Source organism: Rhodococcus sp. C3V (genome assembly GCF_029269915.1).
GTDB lineage: Bacteria > Actinomycetota > Actinomycetes > Mycobacteriales > Mycobacteriaceae > Rhodococcus_F > Rhodococcus_F qingshengii.
Genome location: NZ_JARJBE010000001.1, coordinates 625,939 through 649,784 on the forward strand (window position 1 = coordinate 625,939; position 23,846 = coordinate 649,784).

The 23,846-nt window shown below is 61.0% G+C and carries 19 protein-coding genes; 8 read left to right on the plus strand and 11 right to left on the minus strand.

Annotated features, from left to right (window positions below; genetic code table 11):
• Positions 1–131: 131 nt before the first annotated feature.
• Both P3G66_RS03170 and P3G66_RS03175 read left to right on the plus strand, forming a co-directional pair.
• The gene (locus tag P3G66_RS03170; protein ID WP_276116164.1) at positions 132–2,465 is read left to right on the plus strand and encodes a LuxR C-terminal-related transcriptional regulator; all 2,334 of its coding nucleotides are present in this window, start codon (positions 132–134) and stop codon (positions 2,463–2,465) included.
• A gap of 87 nt (positions 2,466–2,552) precedes the next feature.
• The gene (locus P3G66_RS03175; RefSeq protein WP_276116165.1) at positions 2,553–4,913 is read left to right on the plus strand and encodes a LuxR C-terminal-related transcriptional regulator; all 2,361 of its coding nucleotides are present in this window, start codon (positions 2,553–2,555) and stop codon (positions 4,911–4,913) included.
• Here the strand turns inward: P3G66_RS03175 and P3G66_RS03180 are convergent.
• Positions 4,888–5,124, minus strand: a complete 237-nt coding sequence (locus P3G66_RS03180; protein ID WP_054825746.1) for a hypothetical protein — start codon at positions 5,122–5,124, stop codon at positions 4,888–4,890. The genes P3G66_RS03175 and P3G66_RS03180 overlap by 26 nt on opposite strands.
• 190 nt (positions 5,125–5,314) lie before the next feature.
• Entirely contained in the window at positions 5,315–5,854 is a 540-nt protein-coding gene (locus P3G66_RS03185; protein ID WP_276116166.1) for a C40 family peptidase, read from the minus strand.
• Between the two features lie 919 nt (positions 5,855–6,773).
• On the opposite strand from P3G66_RS03185, the gene P3G66_RS03190 reads away from it, so the two are divergent.
• From P3G66_RS03190 to P3G66_RS03200, 3 genes are all read left to right on the plus strand, one after another.
• On the plus strand, positions 6,774–7,079 hold the full coding sequence (locus tag P3G66_RS03190; protein ID WP_029256089.1) for a DUF6412 domain-containing protein: 306 nt from the start codon (positions 6,774–6,776) through the stop codon (positions 7,077–7,079).
• A 112-nt stretch (positions 7,080–7,191) separates the two neighbouring features.
• Positions 7,192–8,145 carry a membrane protein insertase YidC gene (gene yidC, locus P3G66_RS03195; protein WP_003939695.1) on the plus strand — a complete coding sequence of 318 codons (954 nt, stop codon included), beginning with the start codon at positions 7,192–7,194 and terminating at the stop codon, positions 8,143–8,145.
• Positions 8,146–8,195: 50 nt separating this feature from the next.
• Positions 8,196–9,071, plus strand: coding sequence for an oxidoreductase (locus P3G66_RS03200; protein WP_276116167.1), 876 nt, complete (start codon positions 8,196–8,198; stop codon positions 9,069–9,071).
• A 78-nt stretch (positions 9,072–9,149) separates the two neighbouring features.
• On the opposite strand, the gene P3G66_RS03205 is transcribed toward P3G66_RS03200, so the two are convergent.
• The 6 genes from P3G66_RS03205 to P3G66_RS03230 form a co-directional block, all read right to left on the minus strand.
• Positions 9,150–10,157 carry an NADP-dependent oxidoreductase gene (locus tag P3G66_RS03205; RefSeq protein ID WP_276116168.1) on the minus strand — a complete coding sequence of 336 codons (1,008 nt, stop codon included), beginning with the start codon at positions 10,155–10,157 and terminating at the stop codon, positions 9,150–9,152.
• The gene (locus tag P3G66_RS03210) at positions 10,154–10,582 is read right to left on the minus strand and encodes an organic hydroperoxide resistance protein (protein WP_003939720.1); all 429 of its coding nucleotides are present in this window, start codon (positions 10,580–10,582) and stop codon (positions 10,154–10,156) included. The genes P3G66_RS03205 and P3G66_RS03210 overlap by 4 nt, the downstream gene beginning before the upstream one ends.
• Positions 10,579–11,040: a MarR family transcriptional regulator gene (locus P3G66_RS03215; protein ID WP_003940568.1), complete on the minus strand. Its 462-nt coding sequence runs from the start codon at positions 11,038–11,040 to the stop codon at positions 10,579–10,581. The genes P3G66_RS03210 and P3G66_RS03215 overlap by 4 nt, the downstream gene beginning before the upstream one ends.
• A gap of 78 nt (positions 11,041–11,118) precedes the next feature.
• On the minus strand, positions 11,119–12,501 hold the full coding sequence (locus tag P3G66_RS03220) for a condensation domain-containing protein (RefSeq protein WP_003940563.1): 1,383 nt from the start codon (positions 12,499–12,501) through the stop codon (positions 11,119–11,121).
• Positions 12,501–13,967, minus strand: a complete 1,467-nt coding sequence (locus P3G66_RS03225) for a condensation domain-containing protein (RefSeq protein WP_276116169.1) — start codon at positions 13,965–13,967, stop codon at positions 12,501–12,503. Before P3G66_RS03225 ends, P3G66_RS03220 begins: the two co-directional genes overlap by 1 nt.
• A complete protein-coding gene (locus P3G66_RS03230) occupies positions 13,900–15,396 on the minus strand; it encodes a condensation domain-containing protein (protein ID WP_276116170.1) in 1,497 nt (498 codons plus the stop codon). Before P3G66_RS03230 ends, P3G66_RS03225 begins: the two co-directional genes overlap by 68 nt.
• Positions 15,397–15,866: 470 nt before the next feature.
• Here P3G66_RS03230 and sthA point away from each other — a divergent pair, with 470 nt between their 5' ends.
• Together sthA and P3G66_RS03240 are read left to right on the plus strand one after the other, a co-directional pair.
• Positions 15,867–17,279 carry a Si-specific NAD(P)(+) transhydrogenase gene (sthA, locus tag P3G66_RS03235; RefSeq protein ID WP_276116172.1) on the plus strand — a complete coding sequence of 471 codons (1,413 nt, stop codon included), beginning with the start codon at positions 15,867–15,869 and terminating at the stop codon, positions 17,277–17,279.
• A 151-nt stretch (positions 17,280–17,430) separates the two neighbouring features.
• Positions 17,431–18,333, plus strand: a complete 903-nt coding sequence (locus P3G66_RS03240) for a hypothetical protein (RefSeq protein ID WP_003940348.1) — start codon at positions 17,431–17,433, stop codon at positions 18,331–18,333.
• A 325-nt stretch (positions 18,334–18,658) separates the two neighbouring features.
• Here the strand turns inward: P3G66_RS03240 and P3G66_RS03245 are convergent, their stop codons facing one another.
• Positions 18,659–18,916: a hypothetical protein gene (locus tag P3G66_RS03245; protein WP_276116174.1), complete on the minus strand. Its 258-nt coding sequence runs from the start codon at positions 18,914–18,916 to the stop codon at positions 18,659–18,661.
• A 50-nt stretch (positions 18,917–18,966) separates the two neighbouring features.
• A complete protein-coding gene (locus P3G66_RS03250) occupies positions 18,967–19,968 on the minus strand; it encodes an AraC family transcriptional regulator (protein WP_202425989.1) in 1,002 nt (333 codons plus the stop codon).
• A gap of 364 nt (positions 19,969–20,332) precedes the next feature.
• On the opposite strand from P3G66_RS03250, the gene P3G66_RS03255 reads away from it, so the two are divergent.
• On the plus strand, positions 20,333–22,852 hold the full coding sequence (locus tag P3G66_RS03255) for a LuxR C-terminal-related transcriptional regulator (protein WP_276116175.1): 2,520 nt from the start codon (positions 20,333–20,335) through the stop codon (positions 22,850–22,852).
• A 6-nt stretch (positions 22,853–22,858) separates the two neighbouring features.
• Here the strand turns inward: P3G66_RS03255 and P3G66_RS03260 are convergent, their stop codons facing one another.
• Entirely contained in the window at positions 22,859–23,614 is a 756-nt protein-coding gene (locus P3G66_RS03260; RefSeq protein WP_030535291.1) for a MerR family transcriptional regulator, read from the minus strand.
• Between the last annotated feature and the right edge of the window lie 232 nt (positions 23,615–23,846).

Genomic DNA, 23,846 nt, shown 5'->3' on the forward strand with positions numbered 1-23,846 from the left:
GGCCGTCGTGCATCTCGCACTCGGGGGAGAACAAGTGGGCTCCGATCACATGCTCGCGTGAGTGCTGCTCGGGAGGCCGATCGTGGGGGTAGCGTTGTTGTGTAGTGGTATGGCAGAAAGCGAGTCGGTCGATGGCATCCGCTGTGCGCTCAGAAGCCGACCAGCGAGTTGTCGGCAACCTGCCCTTGGAGCTGACGAGTTTCGTCGGTCGTCGGCGTGAGTTGGCCGACGCCAGAAGATTGTTCGAGACGTCCCGTTTGTTGACACTCACCGGGATCGGTGGCGTGGGCAAGACACGGCTCGCGATCCGACTTGCGGGCGCGTTGCAACGGGTGTTTCGAGATGGTGCCTGGTTGGTGGAACTGGGGGAGCAGACAGATTCGGATCTCCTCGAAGATCATGTCGCCGTGACCCTTGGTGTCCGGTCGGTCTCGTCGGCGGACCCGCTGCAGGCATTGATCGACTACTGCGCCGATCGGAGTCTGCTGTTGGTGCTCGACAACTGTGAACATCTGGTCGATGCCGTCGCTGTGTTCGTAGGCGCGATCCTACGGCGATGTGCCGGCGTCAAGATCCTGGCGACGAGCCGCGAATCGCTGGGCCTGGGCGGTGAGGTGACGATGCGCGTTCCCTCACTCACCACACCGCAGCAACAGCCGCCCGAATTCGAGGGAATTGCCCAGTACGAATCGGTGTCGTTGTTCACCGAGCGTGCGGCTTCCGTCGTACCTGGTTTCACCCTCACCGAGGAGAACAAGCGCGCCGTTGCGCATATCTGTCATGACTTGGATGGACTCCCACTTCCGATCGAGCTGGCGGCAGCTCGCCTGCGTGGTATGTCTGCTGAGCAGATCATGAACAGGCTCTCGGATCGATACCGACTTCTTACAACGGGTGGACGCGACGTTCCGAGTCGTCAACAGACGCTGCGATTGTCGATCGATTGGAGTTACGACCTCTGCTCGCCAACCGAACAGCAGTTGTGGGGGAGGTTGTCGGTGTTCTCGGGTGGGTTCGATCTCGACGCCGCTGAGGGCGTGTGTGGGCAGGACATGAATTCGACCGAAGTGCTCGATCTCGTCACCGCGTTGGTCGAGAAGTCCATCCTGATTCGTGAGGAAACCGACGGGGATGTTCGGTACCACCTCCTCGACCTACTCCGGGAGTACGGACATGAAAAGTTGGAGTCCGCCGGTGAGTATTCCGCTCTGCGTCGAAGCCATCGTGATTGGTTCGAGGCACTGGTCGTTCATGCGGAAGCCGAGTGGATCAGTGGCCGGCAAGCTGCCTGGATCGCAAGGCTCGGTCGTGAACAGCGCAACGTCAACGATGCGTTGGAGTACTCGATTTCCACTGCCGGAGAGGCGCGATCTGCAACGCGAATGGTCGGTGCGTTGTACAGATTCTGGCTTGCAGGTGGATTACTTGTGCAGGCGCGTTATTGGACGGATCGAGCCTTGAATGCAGAGGATCGAGAGCTGGATCCGTTCCGAGTGGATGTCTTGGCCATCGACGCCGTGAATCACGCGATGCAGGGGGAACTCGAACGGGCAGAAGAGTTGGTCGACGAGAGTTGGCGCCTGGCAAACGACTTGGCGGATGTGCGCTCGCGCGGCTTGGCGGCGTGGGGAGACGGATACGTCGATACCTTCAGAGGTAACTTCGATACCGCTACAGCCAAGCTGGAATCCGCGTTGACGCTGTTTCGACTCGACAAGAATCTGCTGCATGTGGTGATCGGCCTGGACACCTTGGGAGTCGCGTACTTCCTGTCCGGAGCCCTTGATCGCTCGGTGGAGTGCAACGAAGAGACTCTCGCGATCACCGTGCCCGCCGACGAGATGATGTTCCATGCATTTGCGCTGGGAACCCTCGGGCTCGTGAGCTGGCTTCGAGGTGAATTGGATGGCGCAAGTGATTATTTGACTCGAAGTCTGAGAATTCTCGATGCCCCGATGAACTCGGCGTGGTGTATCGAACCGTTGGCTTGGATTGCTGCAGCGCAACGTGATTGGAAGCATGCAGCGGTTCTGCTCGGTGCGGCAGCCATGTATTGGCAGAAGGTCGGGGGACGGCTGGCGGGCCTGCCGGGTTTGTCAGCTCATCACGAGGCTGCTGCAGAGACTGCTCGCAAAGCCATGGGTGACGATGCTTTCGACAAGTCGTTTCGCAGCGGATTTGCGATGTCCGAGGGTGAAGCTGTCGCATATGCGCTCGACAAGCGCTCCAGTGTCACGACTGCGTCGTCGGCTGAAGGGCCTCACCTCACTCCTCGTGAGCAGCAAGTTGCGGAACTGGTTGCCCAGGGACTGACAAATCGCGCTATCGCAAACCATCTCGTCATCTCGCTTCGCACGGCTCAGGGGCATGTGGAGCACGTGCTGACCAAATTGGGTTTCACCTCCAGAGCACAGATCGCGGCGTGGTTCGTGTCGACCGAGCAGGAGACGGACTCCCGAGGCTGATACCGCGGCAGTGGTGAGCGCTTCTCCGGGTGCAGTGCGCGGGGGTAACGTTGATTTGTAGTGGAATCGCAGAAAGCGAGTCGGTCGATGGCATCCGCTGTGCGCGCAGAAGCCGATAATCGGATTGTCGGCAACCTGCCGCTGGAGCTGACGAGTTTCGTCGGCCGGCGGCGTGAGTTGGCCGATGCCAGAAGATTGTTCGAGTCGTCCCGTTTGTTGACGCTGACCGGCGTCGGGGGCGTGGGCAAGACGCGGCTCGCGATCCGGCTTGCGGGTGCGCTGCAGCGGGTGTTCAGCAACGGTACCTGGTTGGTGGAGTTGGGGGAGCTGTCGGATCCGGATCTGCTCGAAGAGCATGTCGCCGTTACGCTGGGGGTGCGGCCGGTTTCGTCGTCCGATCCGCTGCTGGCACTGATCGACTATTGCATCGATCGGAGTCTGCTGTTGGTGTTCGATAACTGTGAACACCTGGTCGATGCCGTCGCCAGGCTTGCCGGGGCGATCTTGCGTCGATGTGCCGGCGTGAAGATTCTGGCGACGTCGCGGGAGTCTCTCGGTGTGGGCGGCGAGGTGACGATGCGGGTTCCTTCTCTCACAACGCCGGAACTGCGGGGGCCGCGCGCTTACGACGGGCTGGCTCGGTACGAGTCTGTTTTGTTGTTCGCAGAACGAGCTGCGACTGTGGTGCCGGGTTTCGTGCTGACCGAGGACAACAGGAGTGCCGTCGCCCGTATCTGCCACGATCTGGACGGATTGCCGCTGCCGATCGAGTTGGCGGCTGCTCGCCTACGGGGTATGTCCGTGGAGCAGATCATGGATCGGCTCTCGGATCGATACCGCCTTTTGACGTCTGGTGGACGCGACGTACCCAGTCGGCAGCAGACTCTCCGATTGTCGATCGATTGGAGCTACGACTTGTGTTCACCTCCGGAGCAGCAGCTGTGGGGTCGGTTGACCGTATTCTCCGGTGGGTTCGAGCTTGACGCGGCAGAAGGAGTGTGCGGGCAGGATTCGAGTTCGACGGAAGTGCTCGATCTCGTCACTGCGTTGGTCGAGAAGTCCATCCTGATTCGGGAGGAGATCGACGGCACTGTTCGCTATCACCTGCTCGACCTTCTGCGGGAGTACGGACGAGAGAAGGCCGAGTTCTCGAACGACTACGTGGAACTTCGACGGCGCCACCGTGATTGGTTCGAGTCGCTGGTCGTTCGTGCGGAAGTCGAGTGGATCAGCGACCGGCAAGCGGTGTGGATTGCACGGCTGGGTCGTGAACAGCACAACGTCTACGACGCGCTGGAGTTTTCGATCTCGACGCCGGGCCAGACCCGATCAGCGACACGAATGGTAGCGGCGCTGTACCGATTCTGGGTTCTCGGCGGTCGAATCGGTTCGGCGCGACATTGGGCGGATCGAACCCTGAGAGCTTCCGATGGGGAGCCGGACACGTATCGCGTGGAAATTTTGTGTATCGACGCCGTAGCGCATGGGATGCAAGGTGATCTCGCCCAAGCGCGCGGACAGGTCGAGGAGAGTTGGCGCCTTGCCGAAATCATCGGAGACGTACGTTCTCGAGGCTTGGCTGGATGGGCGGACGGATATGTCGACACGTTCAACGGCGAATTCGACAGTGCTGCAGGAAAGTTGGAGTCTGCCGTTACGCTGTTCCAGACCGCTGAGAATCTGGAGCACAAAGTAGCCGGTTTGGTCACCCTCGGGCTCGCTTGCATCTTTACCGGCGCCCTGGAGCGGTCGGTGGAGTGTTTCGACGAGTCTCTTGCAATCACCGGTGCGTTGCACGAAACGATGTATCAGGCGTCGGCGTTGAGCAACCTAGGGCTTGTGTATTGGTATCGCGGTGATCTCGAGCGCGCGCGTGACCATTTGGCGAGAAGTTTGCGGACCACGGATGCTTCAATGAACTCGGCGTGGTCTATCGAACAGTTGGCGTGGATTGCTGCAGCGCAACGTGATTGGAAGAATTCTGCGGTTCTGCTCGGCGCTGCAGCCATGTACTGGAAGCAAGTCGGGAGTCGGCTCGCGGGGCTTCCGATCTTGTCACCCCACCATGACAAGGCTGCAAACGATGCTCAAAAGGCATTGGGTAAGAGTGCTTTCGACAAGGAATTTCACCGGGGACTTGTGATGACCGAGGGTGAAGCTGTCGCGTACGCGCTCGACGAGCATTGCGGAGTCCCGAACACATCGTCGACCGAGGCGATTCGACTTACTCGGCGTGAGCAGCAAGTTGCGGAACTGGTTGCTCAGGGACTGACCAACCGCGCAATCGCAGAAAACCTTGTCATCTCGGTACGCACGGCCCAGGGGCATGTGGAGCATGTACTCACCAAAATGGGTTTCACCTCGCGCGCGCAGATCGCGGCGTGGGTGGTATCGACTGCGCAGGAGCGTGACTCGCGCGAGGTCAATAGTTCAGCAGACCGGAACTGATGTCTGATTGCAGTGCTCCGCCGACGTCGCCGCATAGGCAGAACACCGGGTAGCGCTTGCCGTGTTCTCGCCGTTGAAACGACACTCGCAGCGGTCCAGCCGCATCCACGCGCGGGGATTCCGTGAGCAAGGTGTACAGCCACGGCCCTTCGTCCAATTCGACGATGGCGAGAACGGTAGTAGGGTCGCCGTGAACCGTTCGCCAGGACACGACAGTGCCGTCTCCGCAACACCGCGTTACGTCCAACCGTGCCCCACGACACCTGGTGCAGACCGCGCTCGCTGGGGAGAGGATTGCATCACAGTCCGGGCAATGGGGGAGTGTCAAGCATTCGGATCGTGATGAGTGGCCCGAATGTCGTTGCAATACAAGACGTTTTGTCAAGCTGACGCGATACATGTCAGTAGCGCCGGGCGAGATAGTATGGCATCGAGTCCACGGGTGCGCGTTTGACCGACTCCCCGGACGTCGGGGCGTGAACGACCTCACCGCCTCCGGCATAGATCCCCACATGTTCCCCGCCGTAGTACAGGACCACGTCACCCGGCTGGAGGTCGTCCCGGGAAACCGGAGCTCCGCCGACAGCCTGGTCGTAGGTAGTTCGCGGAATCGAAACGCCCGCTTGTGCATAGGCCCATCGAACGAGGCCGGAGCAGTCGAACGAGTCCGGTCCGGTCGCGCCCCAGACGTACGGGGCGCCGATCTTGGACTCCGCGGCTGCCAATGCGCGGCCTCCATCCGAGGAAGCGAAAGCTGACACTTTCGCCGGATTCGTCACGACGGAAACTCCGGCGGTGTTCCAGTCCGGATGCAAGGGGGCCTGAGCGTTCGCGGTGTCGGTACTGACGGCAAGGGTTGTCAGTGAAAGAGCGCCGATGACAAGCGCCCTTCCGAGTGCATTTTTCGTCGTGCGGGGGTTGGTAAATCGGTGGTGCGACATTTCTCGTGTTGCCTTCGCGTCGGTGCGTCCCGAAGTAGGTATCCGGCTGGGCGTGATCGGGCTTCGGCTTGTGACACACAGCCTGGTTTCGCCTCGACGTGTTCGCGCCGGTCAGTTGGACGGGATGCATACCTGTTTTCGAGTGGCATGTCGGCAATCGTGACGTCTCGCGAAGTGGCAGAAGAAAGAAGTAGGTAACGATGCAGGTACTACGGTCGTCGCCGCACCTGCGGTGGACGGCAAGATCGAGTGCACCAGTGATCGTGTCATCCCGCGCGCAAGGTCTGATGTTGTCTGCGCTGCTTTGGGTGACCCCGAGGTCCGTGACGTTCGCGGCAATCACAATTGTGGCTGATCGACGTCGCGGAGCTGTTGGCCAGGTTCGGACGGAATCACTTGCCGGACGAGCTGGCGGTCAGTGCGGCACCTGTTCTGTTTTGAACTGTGTCTACTGCAAGAATTATGGATCTCAATATCTCGAGAGTGTTCGACACATTGATGGCGCAGGGCAGCGTCACCGGCGCGGCCGAGCGATCGAACTTGTCGATACCGGCTACCGGTAGGGCATTGCGCGTCTCCGGCGTGCGATGGGTGACCCGATCTTTGTTCGTGCCGGCGTGGGTTGGTGCCGACATCCTTTGCTGTGCGCGCAGCGCCTCAGGTTCGATCGCTCCGGGAAGGGTCGCAAGGCCTGTTGATCGATCGCGAGAACTTCGACGGACTTTCGTGATCCGAATCAAGGAGGGCACGGCGGCCGGCCTCACCCCGGCTCCGGTCAGGCGATTCGCAGCGGGAGCGCCGAACGCTCAACAGTGGCACGGTCGGATGGACCACGATCCTGCGCACAAATGGCTGCGCGAACAAGTACGTGAGGCAAGCGTCTGGCTGGATTCGGCAGACGTTCTGTACTCTCGCAGTCATGCAACAGCGGAGCACAGGAACGGTGACACGGTCACTGTTGCTGCTTCTGCTGCCGTTCATCGCTCTTCTCGCAGTGCCTCCGCTTGGTTCCTCGGGTAGCGCCGCGGTGCTGGGAACTGCGATTGCCGTCTTCGTGGTCGCTGCGCTCGCAACTTCCTCGAAGTACGAACTTCTGCAACTGTGCGCGGTTTCGGCCACTGGCCCGTCTGATGACGAACGCTGCCTGCGTGGTGCTTTCCGCAGGCAGAGCAGCCCGGACGCGCCCGGTCGTCCGCAACCTCGAGCTCCGGGAATCGGTCTGTAGATCGGCAGTCGGCGGGTGTGAACTCGTCGTAGGTCGGTCAGACGTCTTGCGTCCACGACCATTCCCGCGCTCTCATCTCTCTGAGCGTGCCTTTCGGTGAGGTTCATTCGTCATGCTCGATTTTGTCTACTACCCCGTGTCCGGAATCCTCTGGTTCTGGCACAAGGTCTTCTCACTGGTCTCCGGATCACCCGACAACGGCGTCGTGTGGGCGTTGTCGGTCGTATTTCTCGTCTTCACGCTCAAAGCCCTGCTGTTCAAACCCTTCGTCAAGCAGGTCCGCACTCAACTGGTGATGCAGAAGCTGCAACCTCAGATCAAGGCGTTGCAGAAGAAGTATTCGGGTGACCGGCAGAAACTCACTGTAGAGATGGCCAAGCTGCAGAAAGAACATAATTACAGTCCGTTGCTCGGCTGTCTGCCGATGCTGGTTCAGGCACCGGTGTTCATTGGTCTTTATCACGTCCTGCGATCGTTCAATCGGACCGGAGCGGCATCGCACGTCCCGTTTCTGAGCCCGACCGAACCGATGTCGGTGGCGGACAACGCGAACACGGCCAACTACTTCTTCAGTGCCTCGGACGTGCAGTCTTTTCTCGACGCCAAACTGTTCGGCGCACCGTTGTCCGCCATGATTTCGAGCCCGGCAGCACAACTGGAAGCATTCGGCGACGTCAGCCGTATCTCCATCATTCTGGTAGCGGTACCGCTGATGATATTTGCCGCCGTCGCTACACATTTCACATCGCGGGCATCCATCGCGCGCCAAGTGGACACCGGAACCGTCAACCCTCAAACAGCGATCATGAACAAGCTCGCATTGTGGGTGTTTCCGGTGGGGGTGATCGCTTTCGGTGCGTTTGCGCCCGTGGCGATCCTGCTGTATTTCGTGAGTAACAACTGCTGGACGCTGGGACAACAGCATTTTGTGTACGGACGCATCGCTGCGGAGCAGAAGGAAGCCGAATCGTCGCCGACTCCCGGAATGACCGCGCCCCCGTCGCCCAGAGTGGCTGCACCGCCGCTGCCGGGCGCCAAGCCCATCCGCGCCAAGCGCAGGCGATGACGGAAAGCGACCCCTCCCTACCGGCGAGTAAGGCACGTACGCTGGAAAGCATGACCAAATGGACCGCAGAAGACGTAGTCGATCAGACCGGCCGCACATTTGTCGTCACGGGGGCGAACAGCGGACTGGGTGAGGTAGTCGCACGAGCGCTGGGCAAAGCCGGGGCCGACGTCGTCCTCGCCTGTCGTGACACCACGAAGGCCGACGCCGTAGCCGCCGAGATCGGGCCCAACGCGGTTGTCCGCAAATTGGACCTCTCGGATCTGTCGTCGGTACGAGCCTTTGCCGACGCAACGGATAAGGTCGACGTCCTGGTGAACAACGCCGGCGTGATGGCGGTTCCGTTCCGCCGGACGGTCGACGGATTCGAAATGCAGATCGGCACAAACCATCTCGGACACTTCGCATTGACCGGATTGCTGAAGGACAAGCTCACCGATCGTGTCGTGACGATGTCCAGTGCCCTGCATCAGCTCGGAACTGTCGATCTGGACGATCTCAATTTCGAGCGTCGGAAGTACAACCGATGGTTGGCCTACGGGCAGTCCAAGCTTGCCAATCTGTTGTTCACGTACGAACTTCAACGCAGGCTCGCGGCGTCGGGATCTTCGCTCAAAGCGCTCGCTTCGCATCCGGGATACGCGTCGACGAACCTGCAGGGGCACACTGAGTCGATCCAGGACAAGCTGATGGGAATCGGCAATTCGATCTTCGCGCAGTCCGCGGAGATGGGCGCCCTTCCCGAACTGTGGGCGGCAACCGCGCCGGATGCCTTCGGCGGCAGTTATATCGGACCGGACGGTCCGTTCGAGCAGCGAGGGTATCCGAAGGTCGTGGGGTCGAACAAGAAGTCACACGATACGAAGACAGCCTCGGGTTTGTGGACACTGTCGGAGAAGTTGACCGGAGTCTCGTTCGGGATTTGATTCAGATATGAAGGTGGCCGCGAACTTCGAGAAGTTCGCGGCCACCTTCATATCCGTTCGAGCTAGATGTTGTTCGGGTTACAGCGTGACAACCATCTTGCCGGTGTTCGCGCCGCGCATCAGGTCGATGAACGCTTGCGGTGCATTCTCCAGACCTTCGACGATGGTCTCGTCCCACTGAATCTTGTTGTCGGCGAGCCACCCTGCCATGTGGGTGCGGAATTCGCCACCGAGGTGACGGTAGCCGCCCACGAGGAATCCGCGCAGTGTGAGCTGCTTGCCGATCACCAGTGCCAGGTTGTGGGGAGCGGTGGGCTTCTCGGTGGTGTTGTACTGAGCGATGGCTCCGCACAGGGCAATCCGGCCACCCTGGTTCATGGCATCGATTGCGGCTTCGAGATGCTCGCCACCGACGTTGTCGAAGTACACGTCGATGCCGTCAGGGGCGGCAGCGGCGAGTAGTTCGGTGATCGGGCCGTCGTGATAGTCGAATGCCGCATCGAATCCGAGTTCGAGAAGTCGGGCAACCTTCGCCGGTGAACCGGCGCTACCGATTACTCGCTTCGCTCCGAGCAACTTGGCGATCTGACCGACGAGCGATCCGACGGCACCTGCTGCGCCGGAGACGAATACGGTATCGCCTTCCTTGAACTCCGCAACCGCGGTGAGGCCGGCATACGCGGTGAGGCCAGTCATGCCGAGGGCACCCAGGTAGGCCGTCGCCGGCGCGATGGACGTGTCGGCCGGAGTCACTGCGGATCCGTCGAGGATGGCGTATTCACGCCATCCGAGGCCGTGGACGACGACGTCGCCCACGGCGCGATCAGTCGACTTGGATTCGACGACCTCGCCGACAGCACCACCGTCGAGCGGCGCACCGACCTGGAACGGCGGAAGGTAGGACTTCACGTCGTTCATTCGGCCGCGCATGTACGGGTCGACGGAGACGGCGATGTTGCGGACCAGGATCTGGCCGTCTTCGAGTTCGGGGAGTTCTACTTCGGCGGTGGCGAAGTTCTCCGACGTGGGCCAACCGTTCGGGCGTGAAGCGAGACGGATTTCCCGGCTGACAGTGGTAGTGCTCATTCGTCGTCCTTACTTACTTCGAGGGTGACCTCGATGTTGCCGCGAGTTGCATTGGAGTACGGGCACACCTGGTGTGCCTTCTCCGTCAGCTCGACGGCCTGATCATGGGGTAGATGGGGGAGTGAAACCTCCAGCGTCACAGCGAGTCCGAAGCCTCCTGCACCGTTGGGGCCGATGCCGACCCGCGCGCCGACTGCGGAATCAGCCACGTTGGCCTTCTCGGCGCGGGCGACCATCTGCAGAGCGGAGTGGAAGCATGCTGCGTATCCGGCGGCAAAGAGTTGCTCGGGGTTGGTGCCTTCGCCGCTGCCACCCATTTCCTTGGGAATGGCGAGGCCGAGATCGAGGCGTCCGTCCGAGGTGCGAGCGTGACCGTTGCGGCCTTCGCCGGTGGCAAGTGCTTCTGCGGTGTAGACGATGTTCATGACTTCTTCTTTCCGTCGGAGTGGGCGTTGGATGCTTGAAGTGACTCACCGAGACGAGTGAGAACGTCTCGGAGTTCGGTGAGTTCGTCGTTACTCAGACCAGTGGCGCCTGCGAGCTTGGCCGGGATGTCCTCGGCCTTGCTACGCAAGGTGGAACCCGCCTCGGTCAGGTGAATCTCGACGCGACGCTCGTCCGTGGTGAGGCGTCGGCGCTCGATGAATCCCAGACCCTCCAGCCTCTTGAGCAGCGGCGACAGAGTTCCGGTATCGAGATCGAGTGCCTCACAGATCTCACGCACGCCCCGGCCGTCTCGTTCCCAGAGCGTCAACAAGACGAGGTACTGGGGATACGTGATTCCCAGGTCGTCGAGCATTGCCCGGTACGCGGCCGTAGTGGCCCGCGACGCCGAATAGAGGGCGAAGCAGACCTGGCGTTCGAGAGCGAGTGGGTTGGTCACGAGAACAACTGTAGCGCACAGTTAAGTTGTGCACAACAAAGAAGTGTCAAATAGATCTACGGATAGGCGGCCGTTCGTCTACGGCGTCGACAGGATCTCGGAGACATGCGAGAGGAAGGTGTGCACTGTCCGGGCAGCGGGCGCAGGAAACCTGGTCCGCACTGCCAATCCGTCGTGAGTTCGTGAGAACCAGAACTGAACGTCGTCGGCGTTCGAGACGCGACTGAGTTGCTGCGGATTGATCGGCGCAGGCTGTGATTCGCTGGACTTCGATTTACGGGGGCGAGATCCACCGGGCATGGTTCGGTAGTCGGCGTAGGACACCGAGAAGATGTCTCTGCGAGTGGGCGAAACCTCGGGCCCCAAGCTCCGCAACACCTGCCTCGACGACACGGACGACAGTGAAAGTGACTCGTGGAAAGCGAGATTGACTGCCCGGGCAGTGCTGTGAAGATTGTCCATGCTCGTCACGGTGATGGGCGCATTGGCTACCAGCCATCCGAAGGTGTGGTTGTGTCGCGGTTCCCGACGCGTGTGAACAGGGAACAGTAGGTGCGTGTCCCTCTTGCCGGTCAATTGTGTTGTGGCCAAACCGATCGACGCAAGAATTGCACCGAACGACGAGTGCCGATGATCGGCGCAGTTCTGGTCGAACAGCTCTGCTTCGTCGGCGTCGAGGAGCATTCGGGTGTCTGTGCCCTGGGGCGACATCGCCCCGGCGGGCAGTCCCAGATCTACGGGAAAATGGGGAGTGTCACCCCCGCATGCTCGGAGGAAGGACCGCCAACCCGCAATCCGGTGGTCGCCGGGCTCTGGATCCGCGGTTGCCGATTCCCGGAAGCAGTAGTTGAGGAAACTCCCGGGCTCCGGAAGGAGATCAGACGCGATCGGATCACGGTCCGCCCGCGTGTATTCGCGATACAGAGTGCTGATCTCGGTAATTGCGATGCTCATGGACCAGCCGTCGCAGATGGCATGGTCGAACCCGCAGACCACTGTCGACTGGTCCTCGCGGGTGATGGCACCGAGAAAGTACGCGGGAAACGCGAAAGGATTGCACCATCGATCCAAGCGCTCGCCCAAGAGTTCTCGCACCTGCTCCGGTGTTCGCGCGTCAGCCACTGTTTCCTCACGCAGGCGCAGATCGCCGACGTCGGCGACGTCGACGAACAGTGCCGAGGATTCGCCCGATTCTTCGGCCTGGGAGAACGAGCACGACAGGGCGTCGTGACGGGACGTCCATTCCTCGAAGCTGGCCTTGAGTGCGTCCGTGTCGATGGGGCCGGGAACGTCGAAAGTAGCAGCGAGCCAAGTCGTATCGCCGCGGCTGCCGGCAAGATGCAGCTGCTGATTGGAGGTCGGGGGAACCGGATACGTCGTTCCGGTGGAGATTTCGCTCGGCGTCCACTGCAGAATGCGGCCCGGCCGTGCCTCGAACCTGTCGAGAAACGTGATGTGCATCAGGCGGTCTCCACTTCCTGACGTGCATCCGCCTGACACACGACACGGTAGTCGCCGGTATCAGCGACCGTTCTCAGGACGTTGCGAAGGTGTCGTAGGTACCGATTCACCGATGTGTGCGCCTGCTCGGTGTCCGGAAAACTGACCATCACGTACGTACGGTCTTCCTTCCGGTTGATCCACATCGACAGATCACCCGTCGTTCCTGGCCCACCCAGTGCCCGCGCTTCGAGTTCGTCATGGTGCTCGGCACCTGGAATCAGGCGCATGTCGATGTACGACACCATCGGCGGGACCGAGGTTCCACCGATGTCGGATCCGGTCAACTTCGACACCTGGGCGATCACCGAGTGAATGGACACGTCCGCGAGTCCCTTCACCGCAGCGCGAGCAGCGTGGGCAAGGGGGAGTGCATCGGTAAAGTTCGTGACACCGCTCAGCGTGAACGAGACCGGGACGAGATTGATGAACCAGCCTTGGGAATAGAGGTATCTCGGATCGGAGCGAGTGCCGACTGCGTTGAGCGCGAAGTAGTTCGCTCGATCCGCAATTTCGATCTCGGTGAGGGCGAGGGCTGCGAAGATCCCCGTGGAGAAGCCGACGCCATTGGACTTGCACAGCGCTGCGAACGCGGCTGACTCGTCGCTGTCGAGAACGTCGATGTGTGTGCGGGTCGACCGGGTCTGTTCGCCGCTCGCGACACCGAGGTCGAGGGGGAACGTCGGGAGTTGGCCGGCGTTGGCGGCGAGAATCGAAATCCACTGCTGCACAGGCGCTGTGGTCAGGTCGAGGTTGCCCGCAGATGTCCGTTCCTCGCCGCTGTACTCCACGTAGCTGCCGGGAGAGGGAAGTTGAGCGTCGATGCCGGCGCTTTCGGCGATGTACAGCGCACGAAGTTCTTCGACGCCCAGCATCAACGACAGGCCGTCGGTGTGCGAGTGATCGACGCCGTAGTAGACGGTGAAGCCGGCGCCGTGCTCGACGACGCCACTGATGAACGAGGGCCATTGCAATGGGCTGGTATCGCCGGCGAAACTTCGGCTCACATGCTCGCGAACCGCATCTGTCGTGTTCAGAGAACCGACGCTGTGCGGCGTGAGTTCGATCGTCGACGCATCCACCACGTGACGGTCGATGACCCCGCTACCGTCGGGATCTTCGGATGACCTCACCTCGAACCAACTGTGCAGTGTGTTGTGCCGCAGGACAAACGCCTGGACCGCCCGACGCAGTGCCTCCCGATCGAGATCACCGGGCAGAGTGAACGTGAATCCGATCCACGGTGACCAGTCGACGCCTTGTGCGCGCTTGTGATCGGCGGTACGAATGTGTCCTTCCTGTAGGAACGAGAGCGGTTGGTCGCTCCGCGGAGCCCCGGATGCCGCCGCCAGGGATTGTTCAGTAGGCCTGAACTCGGTGAGCGTCCCGGCTTTCGGTGCCCAGAGATCGATGGGTGTCATTTCCATGAGAGTTCTCCTCGATCGGTACAGCGGTGTTGGTCGGAGGTGCGAAAGTGTCGGTCGAGAAGGCAAAGTCCTCCATTTCGCGGCGTAGGAGTCCCGCGAACTGATGGATGTGGCGGCTCGTGCGCGCGTTGCCCGGGTGGCGTATGGCCAGATTGAGCCCTTCGGGAGTCCGCGTGAGCCAGATGTAGACGTCGGTTCCCGAATGATCTCGACTACGAAGGCCCCTGGTCTGCCAGTTCGTCCATTGCTCGGCACCAGGAACGTGACGAACGTCCATGTACGAGAGCACGAACGGCAGGTGCTGCGGGGAGTCGATCAGCTCGCACACTTTCGAATACGGCAGTGCCGCGGCGGGGCGGACGCGTCGTATCTCCGTGCCGGCAACCTTGGCCAGATCGCTCAGGGTTGCGGCGGGGGCAATCGGAATCCTCACCGGCACAACACCGATGAACCATCCCAGCGACGCGGCCCATCGAAGCTCCGAACGGGTGTGTTGCGGCACGACGACGCGGAATTCGTCTGCACCGGTGAGATCGCCGGTCACCTTGGCCGCGCACGCGAGTATCGCGGCCAGGAATCCTTGGTTGCTGCGCTTGCTCGCTTCTGCCAGGCGTTCGGCTCCCCGGGCGCTCAGAAGCCAGGCAGACAGGCTCTGCTGAGGGACTCGGCGTCCGGTGACCGGTTCGGGTAGCGCTGGAAAGTACGGAGCCTCGCCCTGCGCGTAGAACTCGCGCCACGTCTGCACTGCCGGGTGAGAGCGGTCCGCGTGTCCCACGAGATCTCGTTCCCTGGTGCCGAAGTCGATGTAGCTTCCGGTCTCGGGCGGCGAGGGAGGGCTTCCCTCGCTCAACGATCGGTAGATCGTCTGCAGTTCGTGCGCGGTCAACGCCACCGAATATCCGTCCAGCAGAGCATGATCAGCGGCAAAAACCACGGTGAAGTGGTTGGGGCCTTCGATCGTCGCGAACTGATACGCAGGCCAGACAAGTGGATCGGTCGATCGGTCGAGCAGTTGCTGCAGATGCGTGAAGACAGACATCGAGGACGCAAGGTGTCCGACCTCGGTGCCCAGAATCCGGACGTCTCCAGACGCCGCGGTGCGTCGGACTATCGTTTCGCCCTCCACGGCGACGTGTGTTCGGAGCACTTCGTGGCGATCGATCCAGTGATCGAGAGCGGCCGCCCAGATCCTTCGGTCGAGTCGGTCGTGGATGCGAAACGAGGTACCCAGCCACGACGGAGTGCACACGTCGGTCTGATGGTGCACCTGCCGTTTCGTCTGCTCGGCATGTTTCAAGTGTGCCTCGTGTATGTAGCTGGCGGGACGCTGGTCGACAGGCCACAGCTCGGGCGGATTCACCGCGGCGGGAGTCCACTCGGTGACGGTCCCTGGAGGTAGGGGATAGTCGGCAAGTTCCGTGAATTCCATTGGGAAACCTGATCTCTCGAGATGGCGAAAGGTGGGGATCGTGAACGGGGCGGATGTTTGTAACTGAGAGTGACAGATGATTAGTCAAGGCAAGTAGAACGCGGCCCGAGGCTCCGCGCAACTGCTTCGGTGCGGGATGTGACGAGGAACATTCCGCTCGTTATTTCGGACAATTCGAATACTGGACATCCGGTTTACGGCCCTGGTCACCTGTCAGTTGATCGATCAATCACTCTGTGGTGAAACAAATTTCAACAGACCGTTGTGAATTCCGTCGGCGACGAAGCATGTGCGCATGCGAACGTCGGAATATGTTTATGTGTAGCAAGTTTCGTATGTATTCGGCTGTATCTCTTTTAATTGCAACAGGGTTCGTGTACGGCCGTCGTGTCGTTTCGGCGCGCGGATTGTTCACCGAGTATTGACATGCTCGGCATCTGCCGGTCGTATGCAGACGGTATTTGTAAGCGATGACTGATCCGATGGAATACGACCTGGTTGTGATCGGCTCCGGCCCGGGTGGGCAGAAGGCTGCCATCGCGGCGGCCAAGCTGGGTAAACGGGTAGCGATGGTCGAGAAGGGCAACATGCTCGGGGGAGTGTGCGTCAACACCGGCACCATTCCGTCGAAGACGTTGCGTGAGGCGGTTCTCTACCTCACCGGGATGAACCAACGCGAACTGTACGGCGCGAGTTACCGCGTCAAGGAGAACATCACTCCGGCCGACCTGCTGGCGCGAACCCAGCATGTCATCACCAAAGAAATCGAAGTCGTTCGATCTCAGCTCCTGCGCAACCGCGTCGAATTGTTGGTAGGGGTCGGCTCGTTCGTCGACGAGCGCACCATCCTCGTCGAGGACGCCTCGCGCGGAGACAAGATGACGATCACGGCGAGGTTCGTCGTGATCGCGACCGGAACGTTGCCTGCTCGCCCGGCGGGGGTGTCCTTCGACAGTCACCGGGTGCTCGACTCCGACGGAATCCTCGATCTGACCTCCATCCCGACCACCATGGTCGTCGTGGGCGCGGGAGTGATCGGTATCGAGTACGCATCGATGTTCGCGGCACTCGGCACCAAGGTCACCGTCGTCGAGAAGAGGACGTCGATGCTGGACTTCTGCGACCCCGAGGTCATCGAATCGCTTCGATTCCATCTACGCGATCTGGCGGTCACTTTCCGATTCGGTGAAGAAGTGACGGCCGTCGACGTCGGAGCGAACGGAACGCTTACGACGCTGCGCAGCGGCAAGCAGATTCCCGCCGAGACCGTGATGTACTCGGCTGGACGGCAAGGCCTCACGGCGCCACTCGCGCTGGAGAACGCCGGGCTCGAAGCCGACGAACGTGGCCGTATCTACGTCGACGACAATTTCCGCACCAAGGTCGAACACATCTACGCCGTCGGTGACGTCATCGGATTCCCGGCGTTGGCGGCGACGTCGATGGATCAAGGTCGACTCGCGGCCTATCATGCCTTCGACGAACCAGGCGCGAAGCTGATGGATCTGCAGCCGATCGGCATCTACTCGATTCCCGAGGTGTCGTACGTGGGCGCCACCGAGGTCGATTTGACCAAGGAATCGGTGCCGTACGAGGTCGGGGTTTCCCGGTACCGCGAACTCGCGCGCGGGCAGATCGCAGGCGACACCTACGGGATGCTCAAGATCCTGGTGTCGACGGATGACCTGAAACTGCTCGGTGTTCATATCTTCGGCTCGGGTGCAACGGATCTCGTGCATATCGGCCAAGCGGTGATGGGGTGCGGCGGGACCGTCGAATACCTTGTCGACGCCGTCTTCAACTATCCGACACTGTCCGAGGCGTACAAGGTGGCGGCGCTCGACGTCATGAACAAGATCAGGGCTCTCAAGCAATTCCACTAGGGGTCGGGGTGTCCCCAGGTACCGGTCAGGGTCGGTCGGTGTACTTCTCGGGTAGCACTTGTTCGAATACCTGAGGGTGATGTCAGGCCTGGGGAAATAGGGCAGGGTCTATCTCCATGACCATTGCCCAGGAACTTCGTGTGGAATTTCGATGCTGATCGGACTGATTGCCGCGATCGTGGCATGCGTCGGGTACGGCGTTGCATCCGTGCTGCAAGCCTACGGCGCGCGCAAGTCGGCAGCTGCCGCCGAGCAGCGTGGCGAGGCCGGACACGTGACGGCGTCGGGTGGCCCGACCTTGCGTTCGACGTTCGCGGCCGCGCTGACGGCGTCGTTCATCCTGGGCACCGTGCTCGATGCGGTCGGATTCGCCGGTAGTGCCATCTCCGCGCGGCTCATTCCACTGTTCTTGTCGCAGACAGTGGTCAGTGCCAATCTCGTCATCACGGCAGTACTGGGGACCGTGGTCCTCGGCATCCAGTTGCATCGTCGCGACTGGTTCGCGATCGCCGCTGTGATCGGATCGCTCCTGCTGCTCGGATTGTCGTCAGGTCACGCGGGCGGTGGGAGTTCCAACGACGTCGTCCACTGGGGTGTCCTCGTGGGCTCGGCGTTGATCTTGCTGATCGGCATCGGTTTGATCCGATGGTTGGGCTCACGCGCAGCAGTAGTCGCCGGGTTGATCTCGGGTGTGTTGTTCGGCTGTCTGGCCATTGCCGTACGCGTGGTCTACGGAATCGATCCGTTCGAAATCGGCACGATGCTCCGCGATCCGGCCGGCTGGGCGATCCTCGTCTCGGGCCTGGGCGGTTTCTATCTGCACACGGTGGCGCTGCAACTGGGATCCGTCAACGGAGCGACAGCGGCTCTGGTTGTCGGCGAGACGGTGGTTCCGGGAATCGTCGGCGTCGTGGTGCTCGGCGACGCGTCGAGACCTGGCCTGGAATGGCTTGCCGTCGTCGGCTTCGTCGGGGCAATCGCGGGCGCCGTCGCCGTGGCCGTCTTCGGCGCGGCGAGCCACGAGGAGAAACCGGTCGAAGAAGTGACCGTCTGATGCGGTAGCGAGAAGCTGTGCTGTTCGATCGGTCAAGCGGTAACGGAAACTGCGTTCTCGCAGATAGTTCCAGTGCGCCCCAACGTCCCGCATACGCTGTGCGGTCACGGGCAGCGGGACGAAGAACGGAGGAAAGTGATGAGCAGCTTGGATATTCAACGCTGGTCGAACGACTTCACCGCGCTGACCAAGGTCATATCGGAAGGCATCGAGCAGTTTGTTCTCCGGTTCATTTCCAGCTGAAGTGATCTGAGCTCGTTGCCCGTCGTGGAATTATTGATCTCCACCGCGATTCGGAGGACGAATCGTGATGGAGCAGAGGTTCTTACGAGGTCTGGGAGGCCTGGGCGGGGGCGAGCAGGTAGGAGAACACGTACGTAACTGCGGCGATGACCGCCAGTACGATCAAGGACATCGGGAACCCTGCGGCATCTCGCACCGGGTCACCGGTAGCGACGACAGCCGCCATGAACAGTCCTACCCAGGACCAGGCTCCATCGCCGACTATCGGGATCATCACGGCGACACCTGTGACCGCACCTGTGAGCGCAGCCAGACTCAGTTCCTTGTCGACCCAGCTCATGGATCAACTAGAACACAGGCACGCTCCCGAGGCTGTGGAGTATCTCGGATTCAGGGGCTGAAGAACTCGAGTCGGCGGTGCAGGCGTGCGATCGACGGGTCCCCGATCGTGCGTCTGCCGTCGGTTCGGGCTTGGCTCGGGGTCATCCCGTAGAAGTCCTTGAACGCTCGCGCCAACTGGGATTTCGAGGTGAAGCCGCATCGCAGGGCCAACGCTTCGATCGTTTCGTTCGGCATCTCGGTTCTGGTCAATTCGCGGTAGACGAGTTCGAGACGCTTCCGCCGAATGACAAGAGCTATTCCGCCGTCGGATGCGAATGCGCGATAGAGCTGTGCCCGGGAGACGGACAATGCTGCGCACATGCTCGTCGGGCCGAGCCAGGTCTCCGAGAGATGCTCGGCGATGTAGGCGTACGCACGATCGCGGAGAGAGTGATCGGGCCGCGGCGACAGATCAGGTTCGGCGATACCCAAACTGACACGAAGGAGGGAAGCGACGACGTCCTCGTAGCCGGCCGCAGCATCGGGGTCGAGATGCGGTAGCGCGAGTACGACCGATTGCATGCACTGAGCGAGCACGACGGCAGGAACTCCGCGCAGTACCGTCCCGTGTAGAGAACGACCCTTCGACTCGGCCTCGACGAGGGAACGCGGTGCGAGGAGTGTGATGGTGCGCCCTGTCGATTCTGCCTCCGCGTCGGCGGTCCAGGTACGCCCGAGGTCGAAGAATGTGACATCGCCTTGACGTGCGACGAAATCGACTCCGTCGGCGTTGCCGCTCAACTGCCCGTCGAGGACGACCTGGACCATGTATTCATCGTCGAGTCCGCTCTCGGCGATCAGCCGATTGTTTCGGGTGTACTTCTGTGCGTTGAAGGTAGTTTGACCGATCAACGAGGTTCCGATGGAAAGCGCTGTGATCGAGCCTTCGAGAGATGTGTCAGGGTCAATTCGGTCGGTGACGAAGAACGGACGTGTGGCACTGCGCCAGAAGTCGTCGGCGTCCGCAGGATCGACCGATCGGGTCGACACGCGGATGCGGGCGGAATTCATCGACACGCGGGCATGATATGTCAGATCCCGCAGGTCGCAGTCACTCTCCCGCAAATAGACGCCAATAGTGACCGAGCCCACATAATGAGACAAATCGGGCGTATTTGTGAGACGGCCAGTGCTCGCGTGTCGCGGCGAAGCTGTCTATGTTGTTCGTTATGGGTGGACAGGTTGGGAGTTCGATGCTCGAACAAAATCTCGAGTTCGGCGGGGATCGACTGCTCGTTTGTCGGCCATCGTGACGTCCACTTCGAATCGATCGCAGCTATCTCGAGCAAAGCGAAATCCTCGAGGAAGGGGCACGCTGCAAAGGCGGCTTGCCGGGCGTGGAGCCACGGCGATTCGTCCCCGCCTCCTCGGATTGATGGAACGCTCGGCGGGATTGACTGTCATCGATTCGCCGCTTGGGTTCGGCAAGACGGAACTCGCCGCGTTGTGGCTCACGACTCTCGGGCAGGTGCCGAGCAGACCGGTTGTCTGGGTGCCGGCGCCATCGCATCGGATGACCCCCCTCGAGTACTGGAACACCGCGCTCGCAGTAATTCAGGATTCGCTGGAATCACTCGAGGCCCCGCCACGAATGCGCGAGGATCCAGTGGGCGCGATCGAATCACTCCTCGACTCGTCGCCCGCACCATTCGTGTTGGTGTTCAACCGCATCGACCTGGTTGAGGGTGACGAGGTGGGACGCCGAATCGTGGATCTGATCGTGCGGCTTCCCGGATTGAAAGTAATCGTCACGCTGCAGGATCGGTCTGCGACGGACTTGCTCGAAGACGTCCGCGTGGACGAGTACCTGTGCGCGAACGACCTCAGATACACACTCGACGAGTCCACCGTTCTGTTCGCGGAGGCAGGGATCCACCTTCCCTCGGGCATCGTCCATTCGATCTGTGAACGCGTTGCCGGCGTTCCCGTGCTGATGAAGGTTGCTCTGAGTGCGGTTGCGGGGCTGAGTGAACCGAGCCGTGGACGCGAACGCGTTCAGCAGCGAGTGGACCAGGCGATCCACGCGTACGTCAGTCGGACCGCTCCTCGGTCGGGCAAGTCGCTCGAGTTGTTCGACTTCGCGACTACGATCGCCGCTGCCCGCACGGTGACACCAGAGATCGCTCGTGTCTTGTCCGACGATCTTGACGTGGAGGGCAAACTGGACTTGCTCGAGTCTTTCGGTCTGATCTTCCGGAATGGTTTCGAGGGAGAACCGTCCTGGTACTTCGCGCCGTCAGTTCGACTGGCATTCATACAGATACGGGCCGAACAAGGGGATGGATTCGAAGATCCTTTCCAGGTTCTCGTCGATCACGCTCTCGGGACTTCGGATATAGCCGGTGCCGTTCACTACGCCTTGGACGGACGCAAGTGGACCAGGGTGCTCGACATACTCGAGCGCCACTGGGCTGATCTTCTGGTCGATCACACCGGATTGGTCCGGACTGCGTTGCAATCCATACCCGGTGACGTACTCAGTTCGAACCCTTCGATTCTGGTGGGTCGTGACCTGCTCGAATCACGTCTGCGGCCCCAGTTGATCAACGGCGATTCATTACCGACGGAACCGGCGGAATTGCGTGCGATAGGTGGTAGTCCGCATGCGCACAGCTTGTTGAACGTCGGAACTGTCCAATCGGTGGTGCTGAGAACATCCGGTAAGTACGAACGCTCTACCGAGATCACGCGCAAATTGGCGCACGTCGTGTACGGACTCGGCGACGAGTCGTTGGGCGCGTTGGGGTCTCAACTGCCCGCCCTGCGGCTGATCTGGGGGGTCTCGCATCAATTGACCGGTGACCTCGGTGATGCCGCGGTGGAATTGCGACTCGCCTATCAAGGTGCGGTGCAACATGGTCCGGAGTTCGTCCTGCGTCACGCCGCAGGCAATGCCGCGCTCAACTCCGCGCTGATCGGGGACGTCGCGCACGCGACAGACTGGCTGCACCTGGAAAGCACACACCCGGACGTTTCGGGATGGTTGGGACCGCCCTCGCACATGGGGGGAGCGATCGCGCGGGCACTGGTGGCGTGCGACAGCGTGGACCTGCACGCCGGAGCTGCCGCGATGGACGCACTCGCCGAGGTCACACCGCCGGGCGACCTGTGGGCGTTCGCGGCCTACACTTACACCAGATTTGCACTGCTGCAATCGGACCCGTTCTCGGGGCTGATTTCCCTCCAGCGCGCAGTGGCAACGCACGGGCACGTGAATCCGTGTGAACGATCGCTCGGTGACGCGCTTCTCACCGCGGCACGTATCGATCTTCTGTTGGCGTCCGGGGAGGGTACCAAGGCGCTGGAAGAATCAGTCGCTGCGCCACATACGTTTGCAGTTGTCACGGTCTCCGTGGCGCGGACGCATCTCCTGACCGGGTCGCCGTCCCAGGCATTGGAATTGTGCCGCGAAATCGATTGGAGCGGGCAGTATCTCACGAGGTTTCGGCTCGAATCCCTGCTGATCGAATGCGCTGCTCTGTGTGAACTGGGCAGGATCCCCGCTGCCGCGAGTACATGGGAGGAAGCTCGCGGACTGCTCGAAACCTCCGGTGTCCTGTCGGCCCTGGCGACGATACCGCGTGATCTGATCAGGCAACTCGAGGATGGGGCCGAGGGCTCGAGCAGTGCCGTCGCGACCTTTCTCGAATCCGAAGCGGCGCAGATATATCCGGCGGCCATCGTTCGGGTCCAATTGACGAAACGGGAGATGGACGTTCTCGTGGAACTGGGTCTCGGCATTCCGATCGGTGAGATCGCGCGGCGGTTGTTCGTATCCAACAACACGCTGAAGAGTCACCTCCGAGCCTTGTATCGCAAACTCGGTGCGCATTCCCGGGAAGAGGCTGTCGCGGCAGCGCACCGACACAACCTCCTCGGCAGTGGGCAGGACTGATCGGCGTCAGTGCAGATTGCGCTCGGCGTAGACCTTCATCGCGTCACGGACCAGCGAAGCGGTGCCTTCTCCGTACTTGTCGTAGTTTGCAGTGAAGCGGGGATCGTCGACGTACATCTGGCCGAGTCCGGTGAAGGCGTCGGCGCTGGGAGTCCTTCCCTGCCAACCGATCTTTATCCACTCGAACTGTCTTCGGGTAATCGTCTGGACGTCGTCGCTTTCCGCGGACAGCCCCGCTGTCAGTGCTTTTCCGAATGCCGCTGCGATGTCGGCTTGGGCTTGCAGATGAGCTTTACGGTCCTGCTCCGACATCGACCGCCACCAGTTGTCGCCGCTGGTGTAGGCGTCCTTGCCCCAGCGCTCGATGACCTCGTCCTTGTATCGGGTGTGGTCGAACCCGTCGAAAACATCTTCCGGCATGAGTGATTCACCATTCTTCGTCTTGTTCAAGGTCCTGTTGACCGATTCGATCTGTCTCGAGATCCGCGTGCGCTCTTGCTCGAGGAGTTCGAGGTGCGTACGCAGTGCGGCAGCCGTATCGCGTTCGCCGGTGAGGACTTCGGCGATGGCCGGCAATCCGAGTCCGAGTTCCCGAAGTAGAAGGATGCGTTGCAGTCGCACCAGGGCGTCTTCGTCGTAGAAGCGGTAGCCGTTGGCGCCGATGCGACTCGGTTCCAGGAGTCCCAAATCGCCGTAGTGACGCAGCGTTCTGCTGGTGGTACCTGCGGATTTGGCGAGTTCTTGGATGGACCATTCGCTCACGTGGAGTTCCTACTCTCGGATCGGTTGTGCTCATTCAGCATGCAAGTTGACGTTGCGTCAATGTCAAGAAAGTTCTCGGTGTGCATTGTCGGGAACGTTTTATGTCCGTTTCGCCGTATCGCCACGAACGGGTCTCCAACTGATTGATTCGATGACCTAGGTCACGTGATTTGGCTCACAAATTGTCAATTTGAATAGTTGAACAAGCCTCTGTTGACGCTTTCACATACCT

Excerpts from the sequence above, each read along its gene's own strand:
- P3G66_RS03185 (WP_276116166.1), bottom strand. The coding sequence starts at position 5,854 with ATGTCGCACCACCGATTTACCAACCCCCGCACGACGAAAAATGCACTC.
- P3G66_RS03200 (WP_276116167.1), top strand. The coding sequence starts at position 8,196 with ATGACCAAATGGACCGCAGAAGACGTAGTCGATCAGACCGGCCGCACA.
- sthA (WP_276116172.1), top strand. The coding sequence starts at position 15,867 with ATGACTGATCCGATGGAATACGACCTGGTTGTGATCGGCTCCGGCCCG.
- P3G66_RS03225 (WP_276116169.1), bottom strand. The coding sequence starts at position 13,967 with ATGGAAATGACACCCATCGATCTCTGGGCACCGAAAGCCGGGACGCTC.
- P3G66_RS03170 (WP_276116164.1), top strand. The coding sequence starts at position 132 with ATGGCATCCGCTGTGCGCTCAGAAGCCGACCAGCGAGTTGTCGGCAAC.
- P3G66_RS03175 (WP_276116165.1), top strand. The coding sequence starts at position 2,553 with ATGGCATCCGCTGTGCGCGCAGAAGCCGATAATCGGATTGTCGGCAAC.
- P3G66_RS03220 (WP_003940563.1), bottom strand. The coding sequence starts at position 12,501 with ATGCACATCACGTTTCTCGACAGGTTCGAGGCACGGCCGGGCCGCATT.
- P3G66_RS03245 (WP_276116174.1), bottom strand. The coding sequence starts at position 18,916 with ATGAGCTGGGTCGACAAGGAACTGAGTCTGGCTGCGCTCACAGGTGCG.
- P3G66_RS03250 (WP_202425989.1), bottom strand. The coding sequence starts at position 19,968 with ATGAATTCCGCCCGCATCCGCGTGTCGACCCGATCGGTCGATCCTGCG.
- yidC (WP_003939695.1), top strand. The coding sequence starts at position 7,192 with ATGCTCGATTTTGTCTACTACCCCGTGTCCGGAATCCTCTGGTTCTGG.
- P3G66_RS03255 (WP_276116175.1), top strand. The coding sequence starts at position 20,333 with ATGGAACGCTCGGCGGGATTGACTGTCATCGATTCGCCGCTTGGGTTC.
- P3G66_RS03190 (WP_029256089.1), top strand. The coding sequence starts at position 6,774 with ATGCAACAGCGGAGCACAGGAACGGTGACACGGTCACTGTTGCTGCTT.
- P3G66_RS03210 (WP_003939720.1), bottom strand. The coding sequence starts at position 10,582 with ATGAACATCGTCTACACCGCAGAAGCACTTGCCACCGGCGAAGGCCGC.
- P3G66_RS03205 (WP_276116168.1), bottom strand. The coding sequence starts at position 10,157 with ATGAGCACTACCACTGTCAGCCGGGAAATCCGTCTCGCTTCACGCCCG.
- P3G66_RS03230 (WP_276116170.1), bottom strand. The coding sequence starts at position 15,396 with ATGGAATTCACGGAACTTGCCGACTATCCCCTACCTCCAGGGACCGTC.
- P3G66_RS03240 (WP_003940348.1), top strand. The coding sequence starts at position 17,431 with ATGCTGATCGGACTGATTGCCGCGATCGTGGCATGCGTCGGGTACGGC.